This window comes from Streptomyces xanthochromogenes, from assembly GCF_014650455.1.
Lineage (GTDB): Bacteria > Actinomycetota > Actinomycetes > Streptomycetales > Streptomycetaceae > Streptomyces > Streptomyces xanthochromogenes.
The window spans coordinates 289,173-313,538 of sequence record NZ_BMUZ01000003.1 but is presented as its reverse complement, the minus strand read 5'-3'; the positions used below and the strand labels follow the sequence as shown (position 1 = coordinate 313,538).

The window sequence follows — 24,366 nt, the reverse complement described above, 5'->3', positions numbered from 1 at the left end:
ATCCCCGCGACCGCGTACCCCACGGCGGCCGGGCCCCACCCGGCCGGCATTCCGCGCTCCCACCCCTGTTCTTCCACCGCCCGCGCTGCTCTTCTCGTCCCAGTCCGCCAGATCCTCCGATTTCCTCAACTCCCGTCGTCTGAAAGGGAAAATTCGATGACCCGCTGCGATTCCGTCTCCAGGGCCGCGCGCCGATACTCCACGCTGGTCGCCGTCACGGCCGTGGCCGCGTCCTTCCTCCCGGCGGCGACCGCCTCCGCCGCCTCCCAAGGACCACGGGACATCGTGCTGGTGCACGGGATGAACGACGGGCCTGGCGCGTGGAACAGCATGGTCGACATGCTGAAGCGCCAGGGCTACACGGACGGCCAGATCCACCGGTTCAGCTATGACACCAACTACGGCTCCCGCGTCGCGGACGTCTCCAAGGACTTCGACGCCTTCCTTCAGAAGGGGGTGAAGGGGAAGAAGTTCGACATCGTGGCCCACTCGCTGGGGAGCGTGATATCTCGTTACTGGATGACCGACCACGCCGGTGACGCGGCGAACGTGGTCAACTGGATCTCCCTGGCCGGCCCCAATCACGGCACCATGGCGGCGTACTGGTGGGGTGATGCGGCCGGTGCGTTCTGGAAGAAGTTCGTGTGGGACCTCGAACCCTCCAGCGACGCACTGCGCAAGGCCAACAACAACAAGCAGTACGACTGGTGGGGTGAGACGGGCGGCGGGCCCACCCGGTACGCCACCTTCCGCAGCGGCTGCGACGAGGGCATGGGCGGGGTCCCGCTCGATTCGGCGGTCATGATGGACAAGGAGGACTTCGACTCCACCAGTCTCGGCGGGGCCATCAACTACAAGGTGACCGACACGGACCAGGACTTCGCGGGACATTGCCCGTCGCACCCTGGATTCCCGCAGGACTCCGAGGTCCAGAAGAAGGTGTACGAACTCCTCGCGGACGGCGGCGAGGGCGGCAGCGACTACCGCTTGAAGATCGACAAGGTCCGCATGTTCGACGAGACGGGCGACGGCGGGGTCAAGGGCAACGCCGACCGCTTCGGATACATCCGCGTCAACTCCGCCGGCGGTGGATCCGCCAACCTGTCCAACGTGTACTGGCGCAACGACCGCGGCGACACCGACGACTCGGGACACGAGTGGCTGAACGTGCCCAACAGCGGCTTCAACCGCGGCACATGGACGGACTGCACCAACGGACGCTGCGGGATCGACGTCATGGTCGTGGACGAGGATTACGGAAGTGTCGTCGACCCCGACGACGTGGAGGTGAACGGCAGCATCGTGTGGGACGTCCGTCACGACGGAGCGGGCCGGCACTCCAAGGTCGTTCAGGGGCGGTACGGGAAGGCGGAGGTCTTCTACACCGTCGAACGCAAGTAACCGCGCGGGGCGATGCCGCACGCCTGGCGTTCAGGACGGCTGGACTTGGTCGAAGAGGGCGATGGCTTCCGCGGGATTCGCGCTCACCAGGCGGTCAAGTCCAGCCGTCGTGATTTTCGCCCACCTCTCGGCCCGTGCCCACATGCGGGCCTCGAAGGCGCGGACCGCCTCGTCCAGGTCCACGGGGTTCGAGGCGATGGATTCGGCGAGTTCGGCGCCTTCCAGCATCGCCAGGTTGGCGCCCGCTCCCAACGGGGGCATCAGATGGGCGGCGTCGCCCAGGAGCGTCACCCCCGGGACGTGGGTCCAGGTGTGGGAGACGGGCAGGACGTGGAGTGGACGGTGGACGAAGGTGTCGCCGTGGCGGAGGAGGTCGAGGAGGGGAGCGGTCCAGCCGTCGAAGAGGGCCAGCAGGCCGGATCGCACGGCTTCGGGATCCGTCAGGTCCAGGTCCGTGTGCCAGTCCGACGGCGCGCGGAACTTGGCGTACACCTTGACGTGGCCGCCGCTGTTGCGCTGGGCGACGAGGGAACGCTTCACGCCGTACACGGCCATGGAGCCGTCGCCGATCAGCCGGGCGAGGTCGGGGTGGCGGGTGTCGACGTCGTCGATGAAGGTCTCGACGTAGGTGACGCCGGTGTAGTGCGGGGTCACGGGTGAGACCGCCGGGCGGACCCGGGACCAGGCGCCGTCCGCGCCGACGACGAGGTCGAAGGTCTCCTGGCTCCCGTCCGCGCATTCGACCAGTACGCCGTCCCCGGTCCCCGGCACCACCTCTGTGACACCCCGCCCCCACTGGACGTCGAGCGGGCCGAGCAGCAGGTCACGGAGTTGGCCCCGGTCGATTTCCGGATTGGCGCGGTCGTCCGGAGCGGGTTGCCAGTCCCGCAGCACGGTCCCGTCGGTGGCCAGGATGCGCATGGCCTGCCCTTCGGGGCGGGCCAGCACCTGGAATTGCGCCATCAGGCCCGCCTTCTCAAGGGCGAGTTGGCCCAGCCCTTCGTGCAGGTCCAGGGTTCCGCCCGCGGGCCGTGCGCCGGGCGAGCGATCGCGTTCGAGTACGGCGACCGAGTGGCCATGGCGGTGCAGTACGCGGGCGAAGGTGAGGCCGGAGGGGCCGCCACCGACCACTGCGATAGGTCGTCTCATGTCGATACACTGTATTTCCCGCTGATGATGCATCGCAAGAGAACGGTGTGACCATGACTGTGTGGGACCGGCCGGAACCACCGACTCCGCCCGTGCCGCTCGACCGTGAGCGGATCGTCGCCGCCGCTGTCGCACTCGCCGACGAGGGCGGGCTCGAGGCGGTGTCGTTGCGCAAGGTCGCGGCCCGACTGAGCGCCGGCCCGATGCGGCTCTACGGATACATCGCTACCAAGGAGCAGCTGCTCGACCTCATGTTGGACGAGGTGCACGCCGAGATCCTCCCCGAGGAGCAGCCCGGTGACTGGCGTGCGGCGCTGGGCGCCCTCGCCCACCGCACCAGGCAGGCCGCGCTCCGTCACCTATGGCTGGCCGACCTGCTCGGAGGGAGGCCGACCCTGGGCCCGAACGGCCTTGCCGTGACGGAGGCTCGGCTGGCCGCCCTCCACGGCCTCGCCGACATCGACACCGTCATGCGCGCCGTGGAGACGGTCAGCGCCTACTGCACCGGCGCGGTCCGACGGGAGGTCGCGAACCTGCGGGCCGAGCGCGCCACGGGCCTGTCCAAGCGCGATTGGCAGCGTGCCCACGGCCCGCATGTGACGCGCATGTTGGCCACCGGCCGCTTCCCGGCGCTGGCCGAAGCGGTGCACGACGGCTCGGATGTGGATGCCGAGGCATCGTTCACGACCGGCCTTGACTGGGTGCTCGACGCCGTGGCCGCCAAGATCGCCCCACCACCGGTGTGACGCCTCGGACTGAGTGAAGGGGGCCCGAGCTTCGGGAGGCTACGGCTGTGCGGGAACCGCTGGCGCCGCACTGTCGGAATCGGAGCGTTGGGCCGCCACCGCCATCGCGGCCGCGGCCAGGATGCGGCGCAGGACGGGGACGGGGATCGCTGGGTTGGTGATCGCCGCGCTTGCCGTGTCGCGGTCGTGCAGCAGATCCGCGAGGACGCGGGCCGGCAGCTGCGGATTGCGTATCGCTGCGCTGCGGACTTCGGCGGCGGGGTCGTTCAGCAGCCGCACCGCGTCCGCCGGTGCCAGCCGGAGGTCCTCGGCGGCACGGCGGCGTACCTCCGCCTCGGGGTCACGGACGAGACGTCCGACATCGTCAGGTGTCGACTCCGGATCGTCCAGGACCAGGCGGCGCATCCGTCCGCTGGGATCGTCGGCGTGGCGCAGCAGGCCGGTGCGGGGGAAGTTGGGGTGGCCGCGGGGGCGGTCGGGGTGGCTGAAGCTGCCGTCCCACCAGCGCCAGACCTCCAGCAGCATCTCGGCCGGTGCGTCCTCGCACGACTCGGCGAGGAACAGGCGGACCGTTCGGTCCTCGTCCCGGGCCAGACGCTCCACGACGTCCGCCGGAAGATGCCGGGCACGGGCCACGCCGCGCCGGATGAGCGGGTGTGACGACTGGGCGAGGCGGCGCATCGCGCCCGCGTCACCGTGCAGGTCGTGGATCCAGCGGAGGGGGCGCGACATCGCGGACGGGTCGAACTCGTAGTGCACCGCCGCCCGTTGTTCCTCGCTGAGGTCGGACCGCAGCGCCACCAGCGAGCGGATGTCGCCTGCCGGGTCCTCCGTCAGGACGGCGACGCCGTGTGGGCCGAGCAGGGGGTTGGCGGCGAGCGCCCGGCGTTCCTCCAGATCCCCGTCCCGAACGAGCTCTGCCTCCAACTCGGGCGTGAAACGGCATTGTTCGAGCGCGCGCCGAGGCCCGGGCAGTGTTGCGAAGACCTCGGGTGGCATGGGGACGCCGGTGTGGTGGGCGAGCAGGGCGGCCGTACGCACCGTGGCGTCGGTGTCGGCCAGCAGCCGCTCGCGCACGGGCGAGGGGAGGTCTTCCCACCGGGTGCAGGCCGTTGCCCTCACCTGAGGATCGGCGTCGGCCGCGAGGCCGGGGAGGTGGTGTGCGGGAAGCCCCGGGAGTTCGGCGGCCTCAGCCCGGCACGGGCCGGCGAGGAGGTCGTCGTACAGCGATTCGGGGAGTTCGGCGCCCCAGGCGCAGGCCCGCTCGGCCCACAGCACGCGACGGCTCGCTGACGGCTCGGCACGCACCAGGCGCACCCACTGATCGGATGTCAGCTTGGGCCGGAAGGCGTCGGCGGTTGTCGACCGGACCGCCGGATTCGGATGCGTAATGGCCGCGTCGAGCACGGCGGCACGGTCGCAGCCGAGCAGGAAGCCGTCGGCCACATCCAGCAACTGGATCAGCAGGTCGTCCGGCGCTGCGGGATTGAAGCCGATCCCCTCCGCCCAATGCAGAGGCCACGGATGCGGGCCGGGCACGGCTGCCCACACCTCGGCACGCTCGATCTCCGTCTCGCGCCCGGCGACCTCGGCGACCTCGGCAAGCCGCTCCGGCAGCCGGTCCAGTGCCGTCACCCGAGTCCCGTCCGCGCCGGGCGCCTCCGCGAGCAGCACCTGGCCGTCGAGGGACAGCGCCACGAACCCGGGGTCGTCGGTCAGCCCTGGCACGCCCTCGCCGGAGTAGCGGACCCGGGTCCACCAGGAGTCGTTCCCGCCGATGCGGTGTCCGCGGACGGCCACCAGGAACTCGCCGTCGGCATCCGCGAGACGGCCCCACCACGGGGCGTCGAGTGTCGGCAGGTCCGCGCTGTGCGGCGCCGCGATCCCCCGAGCGATGCGCCAGCCGGCTTCCGGCGGGATGAGGCCGCCCGGGTAGACGTCCTCGATGACCGTCAGCCCAACGCGTTGGAGCAGCTCGTGAAGATTCTCTCGGTGTGGCACGCGGTCATGATCCGCGCCGACTCACGGTGGGACAAGGCTCTGACCCCGGCACGGCCGGCGAGTGTACGTGGCGCTGTGGTCAGAGGGCGGTGGAGTGGCCGACGGGGAGGATCTCCAACGGGGTCTCGGTCAAGCCGTCTTCGCTGAGGAACCTGGCGGTCGAGTTCTGCCCCAGTTCGCTGAGCATCAGTTCGTGGATCTGGATGGTGCGGCCGGGGCGCACGGCTCGTACGAAGTCCGCCGCTTCCCCGAGCTTGGTCCACGGACCGCTGGTCGGTACCAGCAGGGTCTCCACGTTTCCCTCGGGTACGGAGTACGAGTCGCCCGGGTGGAAGAGGTGGTCGTCCACCAGGAAGCCGACGTTCTGGGCTTGCGGGACGTCCGCGTGGATGAGTGCGTGCCGTTCTCCGTGCACGCTCACGTCGAAGCCTGCGACCTCGATGCGGTCCCCGGCGGCCACGGCCAGTGCCTGCTTGCCCAGTTTCGCGGCCACTTCGGCGGTCGAGTGGACTCGCAGGCCCGGACGCCTGGCCAACTCCGCCCTCAGAGCCGCCTCGTCGACGTGGTCGAAGTGCTCATGGGTCACCAGGATTGCGTCGGCCTCCGCCATCAGCCGCGCGGAGTTGGGCGTGAAGGTGCCCGGATCGATCAGTAGGGTGCGGCCGTCTTTGGTGAGAGTGACACACGCGTGGGCGTGCTTGATGAGCTCCATGGGGTCCTCGTTCCTCGCACGAAAATGTACAGCAGCATTGTATATTTTGGAGATGGACGTCGATGACGAAGACATCGCGGAGAGGCTCCGGCTCTCGATCGGGCGGTTCGTGCGCGTGGTTCGCGCGCAGGCCGACACCGTGCCGCCGCTGCAAGCCTCCGCACTGGGAACCCTCGACCGCGAGGGCCCCTGCACTATCGCCACCATGGCTGCCGCGCACGGCGTGAAGCACCAGAGCATGAGCCGTACGATCGCCGATCTCGAGACGCTCGGCCTGGTCAGCCGGTCCCGCAGCCCGCACGACGGCCGCGCCTTCCTCATCGCGATCACGGCGGCGGGCACCGATGCCCTCAACGGCGACCGGGGCAGCCGACGTCGATGGGTGTCGCAGGCCATCACCACGCGATTGACCCCGGACGAGAGGCGCGCCCTGCTCACCGTGCCCGATCTGCTGGACCGTCTGTCGGGAAGCGCCTGATAGGCGGGCCGGCGCCATCGGAACCGCCCGGAGAGCCGCGGGCGAGGCGTCGCGCGGCGGTGTCCGTCGATGGGATGCCGGGGGAGTCTCGTTCAGGGGAACGCGCGCGGGGGCGCGCGTCCGACGCTGTGCGCTGGGTAACGGGTGCAGTGCGGGGGCCTGTCGGGCGATAGAGGAGATCCAGTGCTCAGTGATCAGGACTGTCTTGTCTGTGCGGGCCTGCGGCGGGAGGCCCAGGCCAATCGTGCCGATGTGGGAGACCTGCTGCTGCGGGTCCAGATCCACGAACTCGAAGCGCACCAGGACCAGTTCGCCGCGCACCTGGCGGCTGCGAACCGTCGTCCGCGCGTGGACTGGGGCACCGTCACGCCGTGAGGCCCATGGCCTGCTGCCGTGGCCGGCACCGGCCATCGCGCGCTGATCCGACCCGCATACGGTTCAGAACGATGGTCCGTACGGTGCTGCCCCTGGTCCGAGACCGGCCTTTCTCGGTCATGGTCGTCCCAACCCTCGGGTGGACCGGGTCCGCGGACCGGGGCGGAGGCCCCGTGCCCCGGGTCTCGGGCAGCCTGATCGGCGCGTACCGGCCGTGAGAGGTGCCCCGGGTCTCGGGAGCCTGACCGGCGCATACCGACCGTGAGGGCCGCCGCTGACGGGGCCCGTACGCGCGCAGCAGTTCCTCCGGGCGGGCTGGTCCCCTCGGGTATTGCTAAGTTTTTCGTGGATTCCCGCCGATGATGTCGAAATCCCCGGGCGTGCTTCTACCTACCCATGACAGCCCCTGCCCGGGGCGGCACGACGAACGAGGAGCGGAACCATGAAGTACATGCTGCTGATGCAGTTCAGCGAGAAGAATGTCGACTTCCCCAAGCTCGACGAGTGGAAGCCCGAGGAGATCCAGGCCCACATCCAGTTCATGAAGCAGACCAATGCCGGCCTGGCAGCCGCCGGTGAGCTGGTCGATGCCCAGGGCCTGGCCATGCCGGAGACCGCCCGGATCGTACGCTCCCACAGCGGCGGCGCTCCGGTCATCACCGAAGGTCCCTTCGCGGAGTCCAAGGAGTGGGTGGCCGGCTGGTGGATCGTGGACTGCGACAGCGAGCAGCGGGCCATCGAGATCGCCGCCGCCGTCTCCGCCGCCCCCGGCCCGGGCGGACGGCCGCTCAACATGCCGATCGAGGTGCGTCAGATCATGGCGGCCCCGCCCACCGAGCTGTGAACATCCCCCGATGACAGCCGGCGAACCGACCGTCGAGGACCTGCTGCGCACGCTCGCGCCGCAGGTCGTCGGCGTGCTCACCCGTCGCTGGGGGGACTTCGCCGCGGCCGAGGACGCCGTCCAGGAGGCGCTGCTGGACGCCGCCACGCAGTGGCCGGCCGAAGGCGTGCCGCGCAACCCGCGCGGGTGGCTGGTACAGGTCGCCGGCCGCCGGATGACCGAGCAGGTCCGCAGCGAGCAGGCCCGCCGCCGGCGCGAGGAGTTGGTGGCCGGCCAGGTCCCGGCCGACCGGCGGTCCGCGCCCGGGGCCGACACCACGGACGAGGGTGCGGACGACGACACCCTGGCACTGCTGTTCCTGTGCTGCCACCCCGTGCTGTCGTCGGCCTCGGCGATCGCGCTCACTCTTCGCTCGGTCGGCGGGCTGACCACGGGCGAGATCGCCGCGGCGTTCCTCGTTCCCGAGGCGACCATGGGGCAGCGGATCAGCCGTGCCAAGCAGCGGATCAAGGCGTCCGGAGTGCCGTTCCGGATGCCGGACGCCACCCACTGGCCGGCCCGTCTTGACGCGGTCCTGCACGTCCTCTACCTGATCTTCAACGAGGGCTACGTCACCAGCACCGGCCCCGAGCTGCGCCGCGTCGAACTCTCCCGGGAGGCCATCCGCCTCACCCGGGCCGTCCACGCGCTGCTCCCGGACGACGCCGAGGTGACCGGTCTGCTCGCCCTGATGCTGCTCACCGAGGCGCGCGGACCCGCCCGTACCGGCCCGGACGGCGAACTCGTCCCGCTCGCCGAGCAGGACCGCAGCCGATGGGACACCGGCGCGATCGCCGAGGGCATCGGGCTGATCACCGCCGCCCTGCCCCGCGGCCCGGTCGGCCCCTACCAGGTGCAGGCCGCGATCGCGGCCGTCCACGACGAGGCGCCGACCGCCGCCGCGACCGACTGGCCGCAGATCCTCGCCCTGTACGGGGTGCTCTCCCGCACCTCCGACAATCCGCTGATCACGCTGAACCGGGCGGTCGCCACCGCCATGGTGCACGGCCCCGCCGCCGGCCTCGCCCTGCTCGCCGACCCGCCGCCCGCACTTGTCGGCCATCACCGGCTTCACGCGGTCCGCGCCCATCTGCACGAGCTCGCCGGGGACCGGGAGGCCGCCGTCGCCGACTACCGCGCCGCGGCCCACCGCACCGCCAGCCTCCCCGAGCGACACCACCTCAGCCTGTGCGCCGCCCGGCTGGCCGCGCGAGCCGGAGGGGGAGAACCCGATGACCGGGAGGCAGGACAGTGCTGACGCCGGCGGATTGTGCGCTCCGCGTGCGCGCCCCGGGACAGTCAGCGGAGCAGGCGGAAGAAGCCGCGCACCTGCTCGACCAGTGACTCCGGTTGCTCCAGCGCGGCGAAGTGGCCGCCGTGCGGCAGTTCCTCGAACCAGCGCAGGTCGGTGAACCGCAGCTCGGCCTCCCGCCTCGACGGGCGGGTTATGTCACGCGGATAGATCGACAGGCCGGATGGCGCGGTCACCTTGTCCCGGAAGTTGGCGAAGCTCTCCCAGTACAGGCGCGCCGACGACGTGGCCGACGCGGTGAACCAGTAGACCGAGATCTCGTCGAGGATCGTCTGCCGTGACACCGCATCCTCGGGGTGGCCTTCGTTGTCCGTCCACGCCCAGAACTTCTCGGCGATCCAGGCGGCCTGCCCCGCCGGAGAGTCGGTGAGGCCGTAGCCGAGCGTCTGCGGCCGGGTCGCCTGGATCGCCGAGTATCCCCGGCCGGTGCGCCGCATCTCCTGCTCGGCTTCCAGATTGGCCAGCTCCGTGGGCGTCGGGTCGTCGAACGTGCCCGCCGCCACGGATCCCAGGTTCAGGTGCACGCCGGCGACCCGCTCGGGGGCCACCTCGCCCAGTGCCCCGGACACCGCCGAACCCCAGTCGCCGCCCTGCGCGCCGTACCGTTCGTAGCCCAGCGAGACCATCAACGTGTCCCAGGCGCGCGCGATGCGGGTGATGCCCCACCCGGTCGTCGAGGGCTTGTCGCTCCAGCCGTATCCGGGCAGTGAGGGCGCGACCACGTGGAACGCGTCCGCCGGGTCACCGCCGTGCGCGCGCGGGTCGGTGAGCGGGCCGAGGACCTCCAGGAACTCCAGCACCGAGCCCGGCCACCCGTGGGTGAGCACGAGCGGGAACGCGTCCGGCTCCGGCGAGCGGACGTGCACGAAGTGGATGCCCAGCCCGTCGATCGTGTCGCGGTACTGCGGGAACGCGTTCAGCCGCTCGGCGAACCCGAAGTCGTAGTCCTCGGCCCAGCTGCGGCAGAGCTCCTGCGCATACGCCAGCGGCAGACCTTGTGCCCAGTCGTCCACCGGCTCGCGCTCGGGCCACCGGGTCCGTCGCAATCGTTCACGCAGATCCGCGATCTCGGCTTCGGTGATGCTGACCTCGAATGGCTCGGCCGACATGGCAAGGCTCCTTACTGGTCAAGGCGTTGTCGGATCACTGGAGAGTCCCGCTGCCTTCTGCCCGGCAACCTCCGGTCTCGTCCTTCCGTGCTGCTTGCCGGTCACCCGCGGCCTCCCGTCATCATCATCCACCTCAGGTTCCGCCCTGTGCTGCGCGCGGTGCACCGCTTGGCACGAAGCCGAAGGGGCAGGACGTTTCCCTGCCGTCCTTGCCCAGCGAGGGCTTCCCGAGTGGCCCCGCCGCTACCGTGTGGGCGAGCACTGTGCCTGTTCTGCTCGAACCAAGTGGGGGCGGTTTCCATGACCACGCAGGAGCGGGACGGCTCCGGGGGCCGGCTGGGCGGACTGCGGCCGGACGAACTGCTCGACGAGCCCCAAGTACGGATCGATGCCGTGCGCGGCACTCGTGACCGGCTGCACAGCCTGTTGGAGGCCGTGCTGTCGGTGGGGCGTGGACTCGACCTGCCGCAGGTGCTGCGGGGCATCGTCGAGGCGGCCGTGGTGCTGGTCGACGCCGAGTACGGGGCGCTGGGTGTGATCGGGCAGGGCGAGATGCTGTCGGAGTTCCTTCCGGTGGGCATCGGCGACGAGTTGCGGACACGGATTGGTGAACTGCCTTCGGGACACGGCCTGTTGGGGGAGCTGATCCGGCACCCCGACCCGCTCCGCTTGGCGGAGCTGTCCGAGCACCCGGCGTCATCGGGCTTTCCGGCACATCATCCGCCCATGCACTCCTTCCTCGGCGTCCCGATCCGGGTACGGGAGGAGGTGTTCGGCAACCTCTACCTGACGGAGAAGCGCGGGGGTGCCGAGTTCGACGACGCGGACGAGTCGTTGCTCGCCACGCTCGCCGTGGCGGCGGGAGTGGCGATCGAGAACGCCCGGCTCTATGCGGAGGCGCGGCTTCGGGAGCAATGGCTGGCGGCCAGCGCGGAGTTCACCGCCGGGCTGTTGTCCGGAATGCCGGAGGCAATGGTCGAGCGGGCCAAGGAGATCACCTCGGCCGAGCTGGGCGTCGTCGAACTGGTGGAGGACGGGGCGGACCAGCTGCGCGGCGTGCTGGCACTTGGACGGCGGGCGGAGGCCCACCGGGGGCTGCGGGTGCCGCGTGACGGGACCATGGCGGGAGCCGCACTGGCCGAGCGGGGGCTCGTCGCCACCGTGGACGTCAGCATCGATCCCCGGATGACGTATCAGCCCGAACGCTGGAAGGGGATGGGGCCCGCGGTCGCGGTGCCGATGGGGGAGCGAGGGGTGCTGCTCCTGGCGCGCGAGTCGGGCCGGCCGCCTTTCGCCAGGGCCGAGACGGCTCCGCTCCCCGCGTTCGCCGGGCAGGCCGCGCTGGCCCTTGAGTTGGCCGACCGCCGCCGCGACGCCGAACAGGTCAGCCTGCTTGAGGACCGGGACCGGATCGCCCGCGACCTGCACGATCTGGCCATTCAGCGCCTGTTCGCGACCGGCATGACCCTGCAGAGCGCACAGCGGTTCGTCGACCACCCGGAAGCGGGCGAGCGGTTGAGCCGGGCGATCGACGATCTGGACGACACCATCAAGATCATTCGCTCGACCATCTTCGGGCTACGGGCGCACGAGGCGAAAGGGCCCGCAGCCGGTCTGCGGGTGCGGGCCGTGCGGGTGCTGGAGGGAGCGGTGGCCTCGCTCGGGTTCACCCCGGCCCTCCTGATGGAGGGACTGCTGGACACCGACGTTCCACAAGCGCTGGCGGACGAGGTGGTCGCGGTACTCGGAGAGGCGCTGACCAACACGGCTCGTCATGCGCGGGCTTCGCGGGCCGACGTCTCCCTTGTGGTGCGCAAGGGGAAGCTGACGGTCGACGTCGTGGACGACGGCGTGGGCATCGCGGAGGGCGGGCGGCGCAGCGGGCTGCGCAACCTCGCCGAGCGTGCGGAGCGGCTGGGAGGGAAGTTCACGACGGGGGCCGGCCCCGAGGGCGGCACCCGCCTGGAATGGAAGGTTCCGTTGTCCGGACCCAAATGATCCCGTGCGTCAACGGTGCTCGTCCGCGGCGTGGTTGAACTGTGTGGCGAGTACCGCCGCCTGGATACGGCGCTCGACTCCGAGCTTCGCCAGCAGCCGGGAAATGTGGTTCTTGACGGTCTTCTCGGAGAGGTAGAGCCGCTGGCCGATCTGCCGGTTGGTCATTCCCTCACCGATCAGGGCGAGGATTTCGCGCTCGCGGTCGGACAGGCCCGCAAGGCGGGGATCTTCGGTCCTGGCCTCCTTGTCCGGTCCGCGCAGGCTGCTCATCAGCCGGGCGGTGGTGGCCGGGTCCAGCATGGACTGGCCGCAGGCCACGGTCCGTACGGCCTCGACGAGGTCCGAGCCCTTGATCAGCTTGAGGACGTACCCGGCCGCCCCCGCCATGATCGCGTCCAGCAGCGCATCGTCGTCGTCGAACGACGTGAGCATCAGACAGGCCAGTTCCGGCACCCGGGAGCGCAGTTCGCGGCAGACGGTGATGCCGTCGCCGTCGGGCAGTCGGATGTCGAGTATGGCGACGTCCGGGCGCAGCGCGGGCCCGCGTACCAGCGCCTGCTCGCCTGTGCCGGCCTCGCCGACCACTTCGATGTCCGGCTCGGCGTCGAGCAGGTCGTGCACTCCGCGCCGCACCACCTCGTGGTCGTCGAGGAGGAAGACCCGGATCGGGTGCTGCGGAGAGAAGGCCCGTGCGTCGCTCACGTCGATGTCCCCTGACTGTCGATGGCCTCGGCCTGAGCGTGCCCGTTCCGGGGCCGGTGCGACAGGGGCCGAACGGCCCCATCGATCGCCCTGGAGCCGGTGTACCACGCGGGGGCGACCGGTTACGGATGGCTATCGCCTCTCCCTGAGCCGACCCCGCACCCGCCCCGCGGACCACGCGCGCCGACCGGCAGGGGCCGAACGTCCCCCAGTGGGGCCGGTTCGCCCCTGCCAGCCCGCCCCCGGCAGTGGAAACGTCCCTCATGACGCCCCGGACGCGGGCGAGCCCGGAAGGGGAGTGGCACCGTGGACAAGCCAGTGATCGGGTTCGGTGGGTCTCGCGGTCGCCGCCCGGGCGCGATCCCCGGTGATCGTCGTACGCGGCAACGAGCGACACCTGCGCCGTGGCTACGGCCGGATCGCCGTCGGCGTCGACGCACCCGAACAAGGCGGCCCGGTGGTGGAGTTCGCGTTCGGGGAAGCGGAGGCGTGGGGCGCCGCCTTGGTCGCGGTGCACGCCTGGCGCCGTCCGGCCCGGGACGTCGCCGATCACCCGGACCATCGGGGGGACGTGGAGCGGCACCGCGTGCTGGCGCAGGATGTGCTGACCGAAGCCCTGCGTCCGATTACGCGAGTGGCGGGCAAGGTGGAGGTGCGGCCTCAGGTGATCGAGGGCCATGCGCGCAAGGCACTCCTGGACACGGCGCTCACGGCCGATCTGCTCGTCGTCGGCGTCCGCCGTCGCAAGAGCCACCTCGGGATACAGCTCGGCCCGGTCAACCATGCCGTGCTGCACCAGGCGGCCTGCCCGGTGGCCGTGATTCCGCACGCGTGAGCCCTTCCCGTACGCGGTACACATCCCTACCCGATCCCACCGAGACGACGGACCACGGGACCACGGACCACAGGCGGGCCCACAGGTCATGGATCGCGGACGACCGACCACTGAGACCGAGGACAGACCATGACGAAGGACCGACCGATTGACCTGGCCGCACTGGACGCCCATTGGAGGGCGGCGAACTACCTGTCCGCCGGGCAGATCTACCTGATGAGCAACCCGCTGCTGACCGAACCGCTCGCGCCCGAGCACATCAAGCCGCGCCTCCTCGGTCACTGGGGGACCTCACCCGGCCTCAACCTGGTCCACACCCACCTCAACAGGCTCATCAAGGATCGCGAGCTGGATGCCGTGTGCATCTGGGGGCCGGGCCACGGCGGGCCCGCCGTGCTGGCCAACTCCTGGCTGGACGGCTCTTACAGCCAGGTCTATCCGGATGTGGGCCGGGACGCCGCGGGCATGGCCGAGTTGTTCCGGCAGTTCTCCTTCCCCGGTGGCGTGCCCAGCCATGTGGCGCCGGAGACGCCGGGCTCGATCCACGAGGGCGGCGAACTCGGCTACTCCCTCGCGCACGCCTACGGCGCCGCCTTCGACAACCCCGGCCTGCTGGTCACCTGCGTGATCGGCGACGGAGAGGCGGAAACCGGGCCGCTGGCCGCGTCCTGGCACGCCAACAAGTTCCTCGACCCGGTCCACGACGGCGCGGTGCTGCCGATCCTGCACCTGAACGGGTACAAGATCGCCAACCCGACGGTCCTGTCCCGCATCCCCGAGGCCGAACTCGACTCCCTGCTGACGGGCTACGGCTACGAGCCCCTGCACGTGACCGGGTCCGACCCCGACCAGGTGCATCGCAGCATGACGCGGGCGATGGACCACGCGCTGGAGCGGATCGCGGAGTGCAAGCGGTCGAAGGGCCGCCCACGGTGGCCGATGATCGTCCTGCGCACCCCCAAGGGCTGGACGGGCCCTGCGGAGGTGGACGGCCTACCGGTGGAGGGAACTTGGCGCGCCCATCAGGTGCCGCTGGCAGGCGTCCGCGAGAACCCGGAGCACCTGCGGCAGTTGGAGGCATGGCTCCGCTCGTACCGGCCAGATGAGCTGTTCGACGCCGAGGGGCGACCGGCCGATCAGGTTCTGGCCTGCGTGCCGCGCGGCGAGCTGCGCCTCGGCGCGAACCCGCACGCCAACGGCGGCCTGCTCACCCGCGCACTGCCCGTTCCGCCCCTTGAGCACTTCGCCGTGCCGGTCGACAAGCCGGGCGCGACCCTGCACGAACCGACCCGGGTCCTCGGCGGCTTGCTCGCCCAGGTCATGGCCGACTCGGCCGAGCAACGCAACTTCCGGGTGGTCGGACCGGACGAGACCGAATCCAACCGCCTGGGCGCGCTGTTCGAGGTCACTGGCAAGGCGTGGCAGGCAGAGGTCCTGAAGACCGACGAACACCTCAGTTCCGACGGACGCGTGATGGAGATCCTCTCCGAGCACGTCTGCCAGGGCTGGCTGGAGGGCTACAACCTCACCGGCCGCCACGGACTGTTCTCCTGCTACGAGGCGTTCGTCCACATCGTCGACTCCATGGTCAACCAGCACATCAAGTGGCTGAAGACAGCGCGCCAACTGCCGTGGCGCGCTCCCGTGCCGTCCCTCAACTATCTGCTGACCTCGCACGTCTGGCGCCAGGACCACAACGGCTTCTCGCACCAGGATCCCGGCTTCGTGGACCACGTGCTCAACAAGAGTCCGGACGTCGTGCGCGTGTACCTGCCGCCGGACGCCAACACACTGCTCTCGGTGGCCGACCACGTCCTGCGCTCCCGGGACTACGTGAACGTGATCGTTGCGGGGAAGCAGCCCTGCTTCGACTGGCTCACGCTGGAGGAGGCCCGCGCCCACTGCGCCCGCGGCGCCGGGATCTGGGACTGGGCCGGCACCGAGGACGGAACCCGGGAGCCCGATGTGGTCCTCGCCTGTGCCGGCGACGTACCCACCCAGGAAGTGCTCGCCGCGGCGGCGCTGCTGCGAAGCCATCTGCCCGACCTCGCGGTGCGGGTGGTCAACATCGTCGACCTGGCCAAACTGCTCCCGCACGAGGAACACCCGCACGGAATGGCCGACTTGGAGTACGACGCGCTGTTCACCCGCGACCAGCCGGTGATCTTCGCCTACCACGGTTACCCCTGGCTGATCCACCGTCTCGCCTACCGCCGGGCCGGACACGCGAACCTCCACGTCCGGGGCTACAAGGAGTCCGGCACCACGACCACACCCTTCGACATGGTCGTACGCAACGATCTCGACCGGTACCGCCTGGTCATGGACGTCATCGACCGCGTCCCCGGCCTCGCCACCCGCGCGGCCTCCGTCCGCCAGACGATGGCCGACAGCCGCACCCGCCACCACGCCTGGATCCGCGAACACGGCACCGACCTGCCGGAGATCGCCGACTGGACCTGGACGGGATAACCCCTTCGCACCAAGGAGGTGCGTCATGGATCGCATCATCATCGCCGGGATCGACGGCTCCGCCGAGAGCCTGGACGCGGCCGACTGGGCAGCCCGGGAAGCCCTTCGCCGAGGACTGCCGCTCCTCCTGCTGCACGCAGGGGACGAACCCCGGTCCCACACCGGCCTGCCCGAGCTGGACGCCCCGGCCGAGCGTACGGGGCACGCGCTGGACCGAGCGGCCCGAGCGCTGGCCTCCGCCCATCCCGCCCTCGAGATCAGCCGCCGCCAGGCAGCAGGGCCGCCGGACGCGGCCCTGCTGGACGCGGCCGCCTCCAGCGGGTGTGTCGTCCTGGGATCGCGCGGATTCGCGGGCTTCGCCGGGTTCCTCGTCGGATCGGTCGCCCTCGCGGTCGCAGCAGGGGCGAACTGTCCGGTGGTCCTCGTCCGGGCGGGGGCGCGGGCCGAGGACGAGCACTGGGACTCGGCGGCCGGGCCGTACCGCCCGGTCGTCCTCGGCATCGATCTGGACCACCCGTGCGACGAGCTCATCGAGTACGCCTTCGAAGCTGCCAGGGCACGCCGGGCGCCACTGCACGTCCTGCACACCTGGGCGTTTCCGCTGGCTCCGTCCGGTTCCGCGGTGGATCCCGAGGAGGAGCAGCTGCACCACTTGGCCGCCATGCTGAACCCCTGGAGGCACAAGTACGCGGACACGGAGGTGTCGGAGCGGACGGTCCACGGCCGCGCGGCCCATCATCTACTGCTGGCGTCGACCGGGGCGAGCCTGCTGATCGTCGGCCGCCGCATCCCAAGTGGCCCCAGGCTGGGGCCAGTTGCCCACTCGATGATCCATCACAGCGTCTGTCCGTTGGCGGTGATGCCGCACGTGTAGTGGCCGAGCCGTTGTCCGGGCGGGGCTGTGGCGTTCGCGACGGCTCCGCCCGGACACGGCCGGTGAGCGAGCAGTTCACGGCGACCATGCCTTCGAAGGTGTAGGTGAGGCGTTCGGCGACCGGGATGAGACTGCTGTCCCGTACGGCTTCCCGAAGCGTGACGACCCCGTTCCAGCGCCGCCTCACCGACTACCGTCGCCCCACTTGGCCGGACCCCTCCCAGGAGAAGCAGGCGCATAGAGAAGTTGGCGCCGACGACTTGGACCCCGCTGAGGCTCGCCTGCTCGCTCCGGCGGCCGTCAAGCCCGATTCTTTGTGGAGAACGAGGCTGCCTCCTCCGATGAGTTTCAGTCAGCGGCATGGTCCAACTTGCAAAACAACTGGTCGGGGTGATCCGAGTGGACCTGTACAGCGTCCTGTGTGTGAGGGACCGGGCCAAGGCAGTGGAGTGGTTCGAGGTGTTCTTCGGGCGCCCGGCGGACGAGATCATCGGCGAGGAGTATCTGTGGCAGGTCGGTGAGAACGCATGGGTCGTCGTCGACGATCGGGACGTGCGTGCCGAGCATGTAGGGGGAGCCATGATCACGCTCGGCGTGAACGACCTCGACGACATCCTGGCCCGACTCGCCGCACACGGGATCGGCCACGAACCGGTCGAGACCTACCGCAATGGCGTACGCCATGTCGTCCTGCTGGACCCCGACGGGAACAGCCTTTCGCTCGCCGAGGCACCCGCCCAATGAGCCTGATTCAACGTGTGCGCGGCGGAATCACCTCGCGTCTTGCCTGCTGAAGTCGAGGTTGAAAAAGCTGCCCTCTTGCGCTGATCGAAAGGGAAGTGAGCCAGGGGCGTGCCGACCGGCTGCCGCTCCGGAGGCAGAGGCGTTGGTGTCTTCACCCGTGTTGCTCTCGACGGTCGCATTGGTGATGTGGCCGGCCAGGCCGAGGAGGAGGAAGAGCACGACGAGGACCTTGGCCGCCGTGTCGAGGATGAGGGGCCGGGTGCCGGAGTGGACTTCGTCTGCGGCCGCGGGCTCGTCGCCGAACAGGCGCTTGGGGTAGGCGGGGCTGAGCAGCGAGGCGTAGGCGTTGAACCGCATGGTGTAGCGGGTGACGGCGGCGGTAGCCGCGTACAGGGGAGCGGGCAGGCGTCCCAACACCAGAGCGATGAGCCAGAGCACCCAGCACATCGCGTACCAGCCGCTCTGGAGGAGGCTGCTGACGATCATCGCCGGGATCATCAGGATCAGCCGGAAGAACACCGCGGCACGGTTGAGCGGGGTGGGACGGACCTCGATCTGTACGGGGTACGTGGGCGCCGACAACGCGAACGGCGGGTAGCTGTCGACGAGGAGCATGGCACTCGCGTCGACCCGGGTCGAGTAGGCGAGTACGGAGCTCAGGAACCTGAACATCCCGTCGGGCAGGCGTCCCGTGAACAGGGCGGCGAACCAGCCTGCGATCGTGACGAAGAAGGCCGCGACGCCCAGGAACACGACCACCACGAACTGTGGGAGCAGCAGCAGCCACCGCAGCAGTACGGTCCAGCGCCTTTGCCGTCCCGGAGCGGGAATGTCCAGCACCGGCAGCCACTCGCCGTGTTCAGCACTGGTCACGGGCCGTTGGTTCCACTCTGCCGTCATGAGCGCTCCCGACCGTTTTGGTGCGGCCAACACCGTCATGCTGCTCCTGATCGGCCGCTTCCGCGCGGCTGAGGGGGCCAGTGGGGGACTGCGGGATACGGGTATCCGAGTGATGCGGGGGAAGTTTTCTGCTCTGTTCACGGCGTCGGCCCTCGGCCGGTGTCCACTGCCTCGGCTCACGGCAGCGGCTCGCGGCCTCGGCTCACGGCGGCGTTCCGCGAGAGCTTGGAAGCCTGCGGTGAGCGTCCTCTGCGGGAGGACTGCCCAGCAAGCGTGCTCTTCGCTGTACGTGCTGATCGGGATCGATCCCGATCAGACGGCCCAGCCATCCGCCGCCGGCCGGAACCTGAACTGATGGAAGCACCGCGCTGGGTGAGGCACCCCCTTCGGTATGACCGGCGGCTCATTGCGCTGGCGTAGGCCTGAAGTCGATTTCCCGTGATTCCCGCCGTCCGGGGAGGGCAGAGATGCGCAGGGCGCTCCAACGTCTGGCTCTTGCTCTGTGATCGGCGCAGCGTCCGCCGCGCCCCCAGCCCCCGGGTGTCTTGGCGGATCCGCTTGCGTGCCGGGGGTCGAAGTTGCCCCGGCTCCGCAGCCCCGCTCTGGTCATGACGGGAATTCGAGGGGAGCCATCGATGCGGTGGACCGGCGGCATGTGCGTCCTGCACGGCCTGCCCCATACGAGGGATGAGTACACGACTCCCCCTGCTGCCCGGAGCCCGACATAGCGCGCGGTGCTCCTCTGGGAGCTGCCCGCACTGGGTTCCCGGCACTCCATGTCGGATACCTGACCTACCTCGTCTACCTGACCTCGTCGCACCTGCACAGCCGCGCATCGGTGCACTCCGCGGCCAGGGCCTTCGAGGCGAGTGGCCGCTGTTGGGGGGCGTATGAGCGGCTACGCGCCCGGGGTGTGCTGTGCGGCGTGAGCCCGCCGCACAGCACACCACCGCGACATCGGGCCATGCTGGCTTTGCCGCCGCCTACTCAAGGCCCGAGACCTTGAACACGGTGCGGTCGGTCTCCTTGCCGACGCGGGCAGCAAGCCGGCTCAACGCCGTCTCACCACAGCACTAGTGCGCGCGATGCCGACCTGGAGCCCGACGAGCGCCACGATCAGGGTCACCCCCACCCCACGAATGCCGGCCATCATGACAAGGCCATCGCCATGGCGCGGAACGCCATTGACGTACAGGGCCCGCCACCCTCTGCGCGCTGCTCCTCGGGGCCGGGCTGCTCGTGCTTGGGTCGCGGCCACGACTGGCCGAGTTCAGTTGAGGGGGCCGTGAGTGGCCGGGACGGCAGACCGGGCGGCGAGAAGGTGAAGGGTGGAATCCCGGGAGCGGGCGTCCTCCGAGGTGGCCTCGGCAACGAAACGGGGGCCCGTGAGGCTCCCCGTGGACATCGAGCCCGTCGCATAGTGGACGTACTCCCGCTCCAGGCGGAACCCGGCGTTCCAGGCGAGCAGACGACTCGCACGGTTGTGGCGAGAGCACGTCCAACTCGCCTTGCGGCCGCGGGCCTCGACATCCGCGCAGAGCGCGACGACACAGCTGAGTGCGAGCTGCTCACGGCGGTGACCGGGGGCCGTGACCACGGCGAGGTCCTCGTAACGGCTACCCACGAAGTACGTACAGGCGACGGCGAGCAGCCGGCCCTTGAGGAAGGCACCCCAAGCGTGTCCCGAGCCCGAGATGCCGGTCGCGCCGCCCCAACTGGCATGGATCCAGGCGCTGTCGGAGCCGAGCAGCGCCAGCGCACGGGCGTCCGTGACGACCAGCCGGCGCAGTGTCACACCTCGTGGCGGACGCGGTGAGAGCGGTTGCGCTCGCCGGACGTAGGCCATGCGCTCCCAGGGCGTGACCCGCTCAAGCCCCGAGGAGAGCGCCGGCAGGAACCGGGACGGGGCCAGGACGTACTGACCTGCCAGGGGTGCCATCGCGGACGGGCCGAGGGCCTCGGGGTCGCCGCCGAGGAGCAGATAGCCGCCGCAGCCGACGGCGATGGCGCGCGGCCGGTCCGCTCGGTCCGCCCACAGGCGGCCGCGGCGGGTGGCCATCACGTGCTCGACGAGCGCCATCTGCCCGGCTGATGCCTGAGGGAACCAGCCGAGGTACGAGGCCAGTTGGTGCAGGGGAAGCTCGATCATGGCAAGTCACCTGATTCGGAGTGATGCGGGGTGAGGGAACGAGGGAGGGGGCGGACTGTCCGCCGGGCCGGTCCGCCCCCTCGGGGCCGTAGTGGAGCTAGCCGCAGGCTCTGCTGCCGTGATTGGCGTTCTTCTTGCGCCGAGCCTTCTTCTTGCGGGCACGCTTGGACATGGGGGTGCTCTCCGTGGCTTTGAGGGGGAGGACGAGTCAGGCGGTGTGGCCGACGAGCAGGGCGGCCAGCTTGTCGAGACGTTGTACCGAGCGGTTCTCTGTCGCTGCCGGGGCCGGGTCGACGCGCTGGTCGCGGTCGTAGTAGGCGCCGTTGACGATCTCGAAGGCGGGGTCACAGAGGCGTACCACGTGTGCCGCGCCCTCGGCAGGAGTGGCACCCTCGTGTGCGTAGAGCGGGAGCAGAGCCGTGTCGCAGATGCCGGGGTGCACGGAGACGGCGGCCACGCGCGGATCGGCCGCGAACACGGTGAGGGCGAGCTGTGCCTGGGCGTAGGCGGCGAGCCGGGAATAGCGCCGTGAGCGGTTGGGGTCGCTCCACTGGATGCTGCCGGTGCGGTGCAACGAGGAGGAGACGTTGACGACGCGCCCGCCGGGGCCGCTGGTCAACGCCTGCTCCAGGAGGCAGGTCAGCAGGTAGTGGGCGAGGAAGTTGACCTGGAAGGCGATCTCGTTGCCGTCGGCGGTGACGGTGTGACGCTCGGGGGCCGCCATCCCCGCATTGTTGACGAGGACATCGAGGCCGGGGTGGGTCTCGATGACCCTGTGGGCCATTGCCTCGACTTCGTCCAGGCGGGTGAAGTCGGCTGAGACGGGGCAGAGTTGGCCTGCTTCGACGGTGGCGGTGGTCGCGATGAGCGCGTCCACCGCCGCCTGGGCGTCGTCGGCGGTGCGGCCGTGGACGAGGACGGTGGCGCCGCGCTGGGCCAGCTGCCGTGCGGCTTCGAAACCGATTCCTGCGGTGGCTCCGGTCACCAGAACGGTGCTGCCGGTGAACGAGTTGGAGGTCATGGTGGATTCCCGAGTGACGGCACGACGAGGCTGCGCCTGAAGGCGCGGCCCGACGTGTGGAGTGAAGCGCACGTACGCCGCCGGCGTGGGCGCGGCGGCGGCGTACGGCGCAGGGAGGCGCGGCTCAGAGAGCCGACGCGGGAACAGCGGGCGCTACCGGGTCACACCTGATGAGGTGGCCGGTCGTCATGGCGCGGACTGCTGTTCACGGCTCTTATACAACTGCCTCGCGAGGGGTTGCTCAAGAGAGGCCGGATGTCTTTGACGATGCTCTGATGCGGGTCGCCAGTGAAAGCCGCTGACGACGTCAGCCGAGCCCCGGAATCATGGAGACGGGGAGGTCGATGAGCTTGATGCCGACGAACGGCAGGACGAGCCCGCCCAGACCGTAGAGGCCGAGGTTGCGGCGCAACAGGTCGTGGGCGGAGGCGGGGGTGTAGCGCACGCCGCGCAGGGCGAGCGGGATCAGCGCCACGATGATCAGTGCGTTGAAGATGATCGCCGAGGTGATCGCGGAGGTCGGGCTGTGCAGGCCCATGATGTTGAGTGCTTCCAGACCGGGGTAGGACCCCGCGAACATGGCAGGGATGATCGCGAAGTACTTCGCGACGTCGTTGGTGATGGAGAAGGTGGTCAACGCCCCGCGTGTGATGAGGAGTTGCTTGCCGATCTCGACGATCTCGATGAGCTTGGTCGGGTTGGAGTCGAGGTCGACCATGTTGCCGGCCTCCTTCGCGGCCGACGTACCGGTGTTCATCGCCACGCCCACATCGGCCTGGGCGAGGGCGGGGGCGTCGTTCGTGCCGTCACCCGTCATCGCGACCAGTTTGCCGCCGGCCTGCTCACGCTGGATGAGGTCGAGCTTGTCCTCGGGGGTGGCCTCCGCCAAGTAGTCGTCCACCCCCGCCTCCTGGGCGATGGCTCGCGCGGTGAGCGGATTGTCACCGGTGATCATGACGGTCTTGATGCCCATGCGGCGCAGCTCGGCGAACCGTTCGGCGATGCCGTCCTTGACGACGTCCTTGAGATGGATGACGCCGAGCACCCGGGGGCCGTTCCAGTCGTTCACGCCCACCAGGAGCGGGGTGCCCCCGGCGGCGGAGATCGCGTCGGTGAACTGGCGTGCCTGGGGCGGCACTTGGCCCCCGTACATCTGCACCCACTCGACGACTTGCGCGGTGGCACCCTTGCGGATGTGGGATACGGCGCCGTTGTCCCAGCGCAGGTCGACCCCGCTCATCCGGGTCTGTGCGCTGAACTCGACGAAGCGCGAACCCGCGAGGTCACCCTCGTCCGGCTCGCGCAGTCCGTATTTCTCCTTGGCCAGCACCACTACCGATCGCCCTTCGGGGGTCTCGTCGGCGAGCGAGGCCAGCTGGGCGGCGTCCGCCAGATGGTGCTCCTGGACGCCGGGCATGGGCAGGAACGCGGCGGCTTCACGATTGCCCAGGGTGATGGTGCCGGTCTTGTCGAGGAGCAGGGTGTTCACATCGCCCGCCGCCTCGACGGCCCGGCCGGACATGGCCAGGACGTTGCGCTGCACCAGGCGGTCCATTCCCGCTATGCCGATCGCGGAGAGCAGCGCCCCGATGGTGGTCGGGATCAGGGTCACGAGCAGGGCGACCAGGACGGTGGTGGACTGCGCGGCGTTGGCGTACTGGGCCATGGGCTGGAGCGTGACCACCACGAGCACGAACACGATGGTGAGTGCCGCGAGCAGGATGTTGAGCGCGATCTCGTTGGGCGTCTTCTGCCGGGACGCGCCCTCGACGAGCGCGATCATCCGGTCGAGGAAGGAGTGTCCGGGGCGGGAGGTGACGCGCACGACGATCCGGTCCGACAGGACGCTGGTGCCCCCGGTGACGCCCGAGCGGTCTCCGCCCGACTCGCGGATCACGGGCGCGGATTCGCCGGTCACCGCCGACTCGTCCACGGCCGCGACTCCGTCCACCACATCTCCGTCGGCCGGGATCAGCTCGCCGGCCTCCACGAGAACGAAGTCGAAGGGCTTGAGGTCGGTCGCCGCCACGGCCTCGGTCCGTGCCCGGCGCAGGTCGGTGCCGACCCGCCAGTTGTCGCGCAGGCGCAGCGCCACCGTGTCGGTGCGGGCCCGGCGCAGCGACTCGGCCTGCGCCTTCCCGCGGCCCTCGGCAACAGCCTCCGCGAGGTTCGCGAAGATCACCGTGAGCCAGAGCCAGACGCTGATCACCCAGGTGAAGACGGACGGATGGACGAGTGCGGAGAGCGTGGTGAGCACGGCTCCGATGGAGACGACGAAGAGCACGGGGGTGCGGAGCAGGGCGCGTGGATGCAGTTTGCGCAGGGCGTCGGGGAACGACCGCACCAACTGCACGGGTTCGAAGAACCCGGCGCGCCGGGGACTGCGGTGATGTGGGGGGATCGGTGGATTCCTCGGCGGTGGACCGGTGGGAGCCGGAACGGCAGGGGCCTGCTGCTGCGCTGCGGAAGACATCGAGGAATGACCTTCTGGTGGGATGCCGGTTC

At 70.1% G+C, this 24,366-nt stretch carries 21 protein-coding genes; 11 read left to right on the top strand and 10 right to left on the bottom strand.

What is annotated here, in order from left to right; translation table 11 throughout:
- The first annotated feature begins 156 nt into the window (after positions 1-156).
- Positions 157-1,401, top strand: coding sequence for an esterase/lipase family protein (locus tag IE267_RS08725; RefSeq protein WP_189762711.1), 1,245 nt, complete (start codon positions 157-159; stop codon positions 1,399-1,401).
- 30 nt (positions 1,402-1,431) lie between these two features.
- Here IE267_RS08725 and IE267_RS08720 read toward each other — a convergent pair whose 3' ends face one another.
- The gene (locus tag IE267_RS08720; protein ID WP_189762710.1) at positions 1,432-2,550 is read right to left on the bottom strand and encodes an FAD-dependent oxidoreductase; all 1,119 of its coding nucleotides are present in this window, start codon (positions 2,548-2,550) and stop codon (positions 1,432-1,434) included.
- A gap of 53 nt (positions 2,551-2,603) precedes the next feature.
- Between IE267_RS08720 and IE267_RS08715 the strand changes: the two genes are divergently transcribed.
- Complete coding sequence (locus tag IE267_RS08715) at positions 2,604-3,296, top strand: TetR/AcrR family transcriptional regulator (RefSeq protein WP_189762709.1); 693 nt, start codon at positions 2,604-2,606, stop codon at positions 3,294-3,296.
- 39 nt (positions 3,297-3,335) lie between these two features.
- Here the strand turns inward: IE267_RS08715 and IE267_RS08710 are convergent, their stop codons facing one another.
- Both IE267_RS08710 and IE267_RS08705 read right to left on the bottom strand, forming a co-directional pair.
- Positions 3,336-5,297, bottom strand: a complete 1,962-nt coding sequence (locus tag IE267_RS08710) for a hypothetical protein (RefSeq protein ID WP_189762708.1) — start codon at positions 5,295-5,297, stop codon at positions 3,336-3,338.
- A 79-nt stretch (positions 5,298-5,376) separates the two neighbouring features.
- The gene (locus IE267_RS08705; protein ID WP_189762707.1) at positions 5,377-6,009 is read right to left on the bottom strand and encodes an MBL fold metallo-hydrolase; all 633 of its coding nucleotides are present in this window, start codon (positions 6,007-6,009) and stop codon (positions 5,377-5,379) included.
- A 52-nt stretch (positions 6,010-6,061) separates the two neighbouring features.
- Between IE267_RS08705 and IE267_RS08700 the strand changes: the two genes are divergently transcribed.
- The 4 genes from IE267_RS08700 to IE267_RS08685 all read left to right on the top strand — a co-directional run bounded on the left by IE267_RS08700 (position 6,062) and on the right by IE267_RS08685 (position 9,003).
- Positions 6,062-6,487 (top strand): MarR family winged helix-turn-helix transcriptional regulator, encoded by a 426-nt coding sequence (locus IE267_RS08700; RefSeq protein ID WP_189762706.1) that lies wholly within the window; start codon positions 6,062-6,064, stop codon positions 6,485-6,487.
- Between the two features lie 183 nt (positions 6,488-6,670).
- On the top strand, positions 6,671-6,862 hold the full coding sequence (locus IE267_RS08695; RefSeq protein WP_189762705.1) for a hypothetical protein: 192 nt from the start codon (positions 6,671-6,673) through the stop codon (positions 6,860-6,862).
- Positions 6,863-7,304: 442 nt separating this feature from the next.
- The gene (locus tag IE267_RS08690) at positions 7,305-7,706 is read left to right on the top strand and encodes a YciI family protein (protein ID WP_189762704.1); all 402 of its coding nucleotides are present in this window, start codon (positions 7,305-7,307) and stop codon (positions 7,704-7,706) included.
- 10 nt (positions 7,707-7,716) lie between these two features.
- Positions 7,717-9,003: an RNA polymerase sigma factor gene (locus IE267_RS08685; RefSeq protein WP_189762703.1), complete on the top strand. Its 1,287-nt coding sequence runs from the start codon at positions 7,717-7,719 to the stop codon at positions 9,001-9,003.
- Positions 9,004-9,044: 41 nt separating this feature from the next.
- On the opposite strand, the gene IE267_RS08680 is transcribed toward IE267_RS08685, so the two are convergent.
- Complete coding sequence (locus IE267_RS08680; protein ID WP_189762702.1) at positions 9,045-10,166, bottom strand: epoxide hydrolase family protein; 1,122 nt, start codon at positions 10,164-10,166, stop codon at positions 9,045-9,047.
- A 300-nt stretch (positions 10,167-10,466) separates the two neighbouring features.
- On the opposite strand from IE267_RS08680, the gene IE267_RS08675 reads away from it, so the two are divergent.
- Positions 10,467-12,164, top strand: coding sequence for a sensor histidine kinase (locus tag IE267_RS08675; RefSeq protein WP_189762701.1), 1,698 nt, complete (start codon positions 10,467-10,469; stop codon positions 12,162-12,164).
- A 9-nt stretch (positions 12,165-12,173) separates the two neighbouring features.
- Here IE267_RS08675 and IE267_RS08670 read toward each other — a convergent pair whose 3' ends face one another.
- Positions 12,174-12,866, bottom strand: coding sequence for a response regulator (locus tag IE267_RS08670; RefSeq protein WP_167161131.1), 693 nt, complete (start codon positions 12,864-12,866; stop codon positions 12,174-12,176).
- A 331-nt stretch (positions 12,867-13,197) separates the two neighbouring features.
- On the opposite strand from IE267_RS08670, the gene IE267_RS08665 reads away from it, so the two are divergent.
- From IE267_RS08665 to IE267_RS08650, 4 genes are all read left to right on the top strand, one after another.
- Positions 13,198-13,701: a universal stress protein gene (locus tag IE267_RS08665; protein ID WP_189762700.1), complete on the top strand. Its 504-nt coding sequence runs from the start codon at positions 13,198-13,200 to the stop codon at positions 13,699-13,701.
- Positions 13,702-13,830: 129 nt separating this feature from the next.
- Complete coding sequence (locus IE267_RS08660; protein ID WP_189762699.1) at positions 13,831-16,173, top strand: phosphoketolase family protein; 2,343 nt, start codon at positions 13,831-13,833, stop codon at positions 16,171-16,173.
- 25 nt (positions 16,174-16,198) lie between these two features.
- Entirely contained in the window at positions 16,199-17,047 is an 849-nt protein-coding gene (locus IE267_RS08655; protein WP_189762698.1) for a universal stress protein, read from the top strand.
- A 360-nt stretch (positions 17,048-17,407) separates the two neighbouring features.
- Positions 17,408-17,791: a VOC family protein gene (locus tag IE267_RS08650; RefSeq protein WP_189762697.1), complete on the top strand. Its 384-nt coding sequence runs from the start codon at positions 17,408-17,410 to the stop codon at positions 17,789-17,791.
- A gap of 27 nt (positions 17,792-17,818) precedes the next feature.
- Here the strand turns inward: IE267_RS08650 and IE267_RS08645 are convergent, their stop codons facing one another.
- The 5 genes from IE267_RS08645 to kdpB form a co-directional block, all read right to left on the bottom strand.
- The gene (locus IE267_RS08645; RefSeq protein ID WP_189762696.1) at positions 17,819-18,691 is read right to left on the bottom strand and encodes a DUF4389 domain-containing protein; all 873 of its coding nucleotides are present in this window, start codon (positions 18,689-18,691) and stop codon (positions 17,819-17,821) included.
- A gap of 1,270 nt (positions 18,692-19,961) precedes the next feature.
- Positions 19,962-20,840, bottom strand: coding sequence for a GNAT family N-acetyltransferase (locus tag IE267_RS08640; protein ID WP_189762695.1), 879 nt, complete (start codon positions 20,838-20,840; stop codon positions 19,962-19,964).
- Between the two features lie 97 nt (positions 20,841-20,937).
- Entirely contained in the window at positions 20,938-21,012 is a 75-nt protein-coding gene (locus IE267_RS40620) for a 50S ribosomal protein bL37 (protein ID WP_494518713.1), read from the bottom strand.
- A 36-nt stretch (positions 21,013-21,048) separates the two neighbouring features.
- Complete coding sequence (locus IE267_RS08635) at positions 21,049-21,861, bottom strand: SDR family NAD(P)-dependent oxidoreductase (protein ID WP_167161146.1); 813 nt, start codon at positions 21,859-21,861, stop codon at positions 21,049-21,051.
- 307 nt (positions 21,862-22,168) lie between these two features.
- The gene (gene kdpB, locus IE267_RS08630) at positions 22,169-24,334 is read right to left on the bottom strand and encodes a potassium-transporting ATPase subunit KdpB (protein WP_189762694.1); all 2,166 of its coding nucleotides are present in this window, start codon (positions 24,332-24,334) and stop codon (positions 22,169-22,171) included.
- Positions 24,335-24,366 lie beyond the last annotated feature (32 nt).

What these genes read in the sequence shown, in the direction of transcription:
- IE267_RS08725 (WP_189762711.1), top strand. Translation starts at nt 157, where the DNA reads ATGACCCGCTGCGATTCCGTCTCCAGGGCCGCGCGCCGATACTCCACG.
- IE267_RS08720 (WP_189762710.1), bottom strand. Translation starts at nt 2,550, where the DNA reads ATGAGACGACCTATCGCAGTGGTCGGTGGCGGCCCCTCCGGCCTCACC.
- IE267_RS08715 (WP_189762709.1), top strand. Translation starts at nt 2,604, where the DNA reads ATGACTGTGTGGGACCGGCCGGAACCACCGACTCCGCCCGTGCCGCTC.
- IE267_RS08705 (WP_189762707.1), bottom strand. Translation starts at nt 6,009, where the DNA reads ATGGAGCTCATCAAGCACGCCCACGCGTGTGTCACTCTCACCAAAGAC.
- IE267_RS08700 (WP_189762706.1), top strand. Translation starts at nt 6,062, where the DNA reads ATGGACGTCGATGACGAAGACATCGCGGAGAGGCTCCGGCTCTCGATC.
- IE267_RS08690 (WP_189762704.1), top strand. Translation starts at nt 7,305, where the DNA reads ATGAAGTACATGCTGCTGATGCAGTTCAGCGAGAAGAATGTCGACTTC.
- IE267_RS08685 (WP_189762703.1), top strand. Translation starts at nt 7,717, where the DNA reads ATGACAGCCGGCGAACCGACCGTCGAGGACCTGCTGCGCACGCTCGCG.
- IE267_RS08680 (WP_189762702.1), bottom strand. Translation starts at nt 10,166, where the DNA reads ATGTCGGCCGAGCCATTCGAGGTCAGCATCACCGAAGCCGAGATCGCG.
- IE267_RS08675 (WP_189762701.1), top strand. Translation starts at nt 10,467, where the DNA reads ATGACCACGCAGGAGCGGGACGGCTCCGGGGGCCGGCTGGGCGGACTG.
- IE267_RS08660 (WP_189762699.1), top strand. Translation starts at nt 13,831, where the DNA reads ATGACGAAGGACCGACCGATTGACCTGGCCGCACTGGACGCCCATTGG.
- IE267_RS08655 (WP_189762698.1), top strand. Translation starts at nt 16,199, where the DNA reads ATGGATCGCATCATCATCGCCGGGATCGACGGCTCCGCCGAGAGCCTG.
- IE267_RS08650 (WP_189762697.1), top strand. Translation starts at nt 17,408, where the DNA reads ATGGTCCAACTTGCAAAACAACTGGTCGGGGTGATCCGAGTGGACCTG.
- IE267_RS08645 (WP_189762696.1), bottom strand. Translation starts at nt 18,691, where the DNA reads ATGACGGCAGAGTGGAACCAACGGCCCGTGACCAGTGCTGAACACGGC.
- IE267_RS08640 (WP_189762695.1), bottom strand. Translation starts at nt 20,840, where the DNA reads ATGATCGAGCTTCCCCTGCACCAACTGGCCTCGTACCTCGGCTGGTTC.
- IE267_RS08635 (WP_167161146.1), bottom strand. Translation starts at nt 21,861, where the DNA reads ATGACCTCCAACTCGTTCACCGGCAGCACCGTTCTGGTGACCGGAGCC.
- kdpB (WP_189762694.1), bottom strand. Translation starts at nt 24,334, where the DNA reads ATGTCTTCCGCAGCGCAGCAGCAGGCCCCTGCCGTTCCGGCTCCCACC.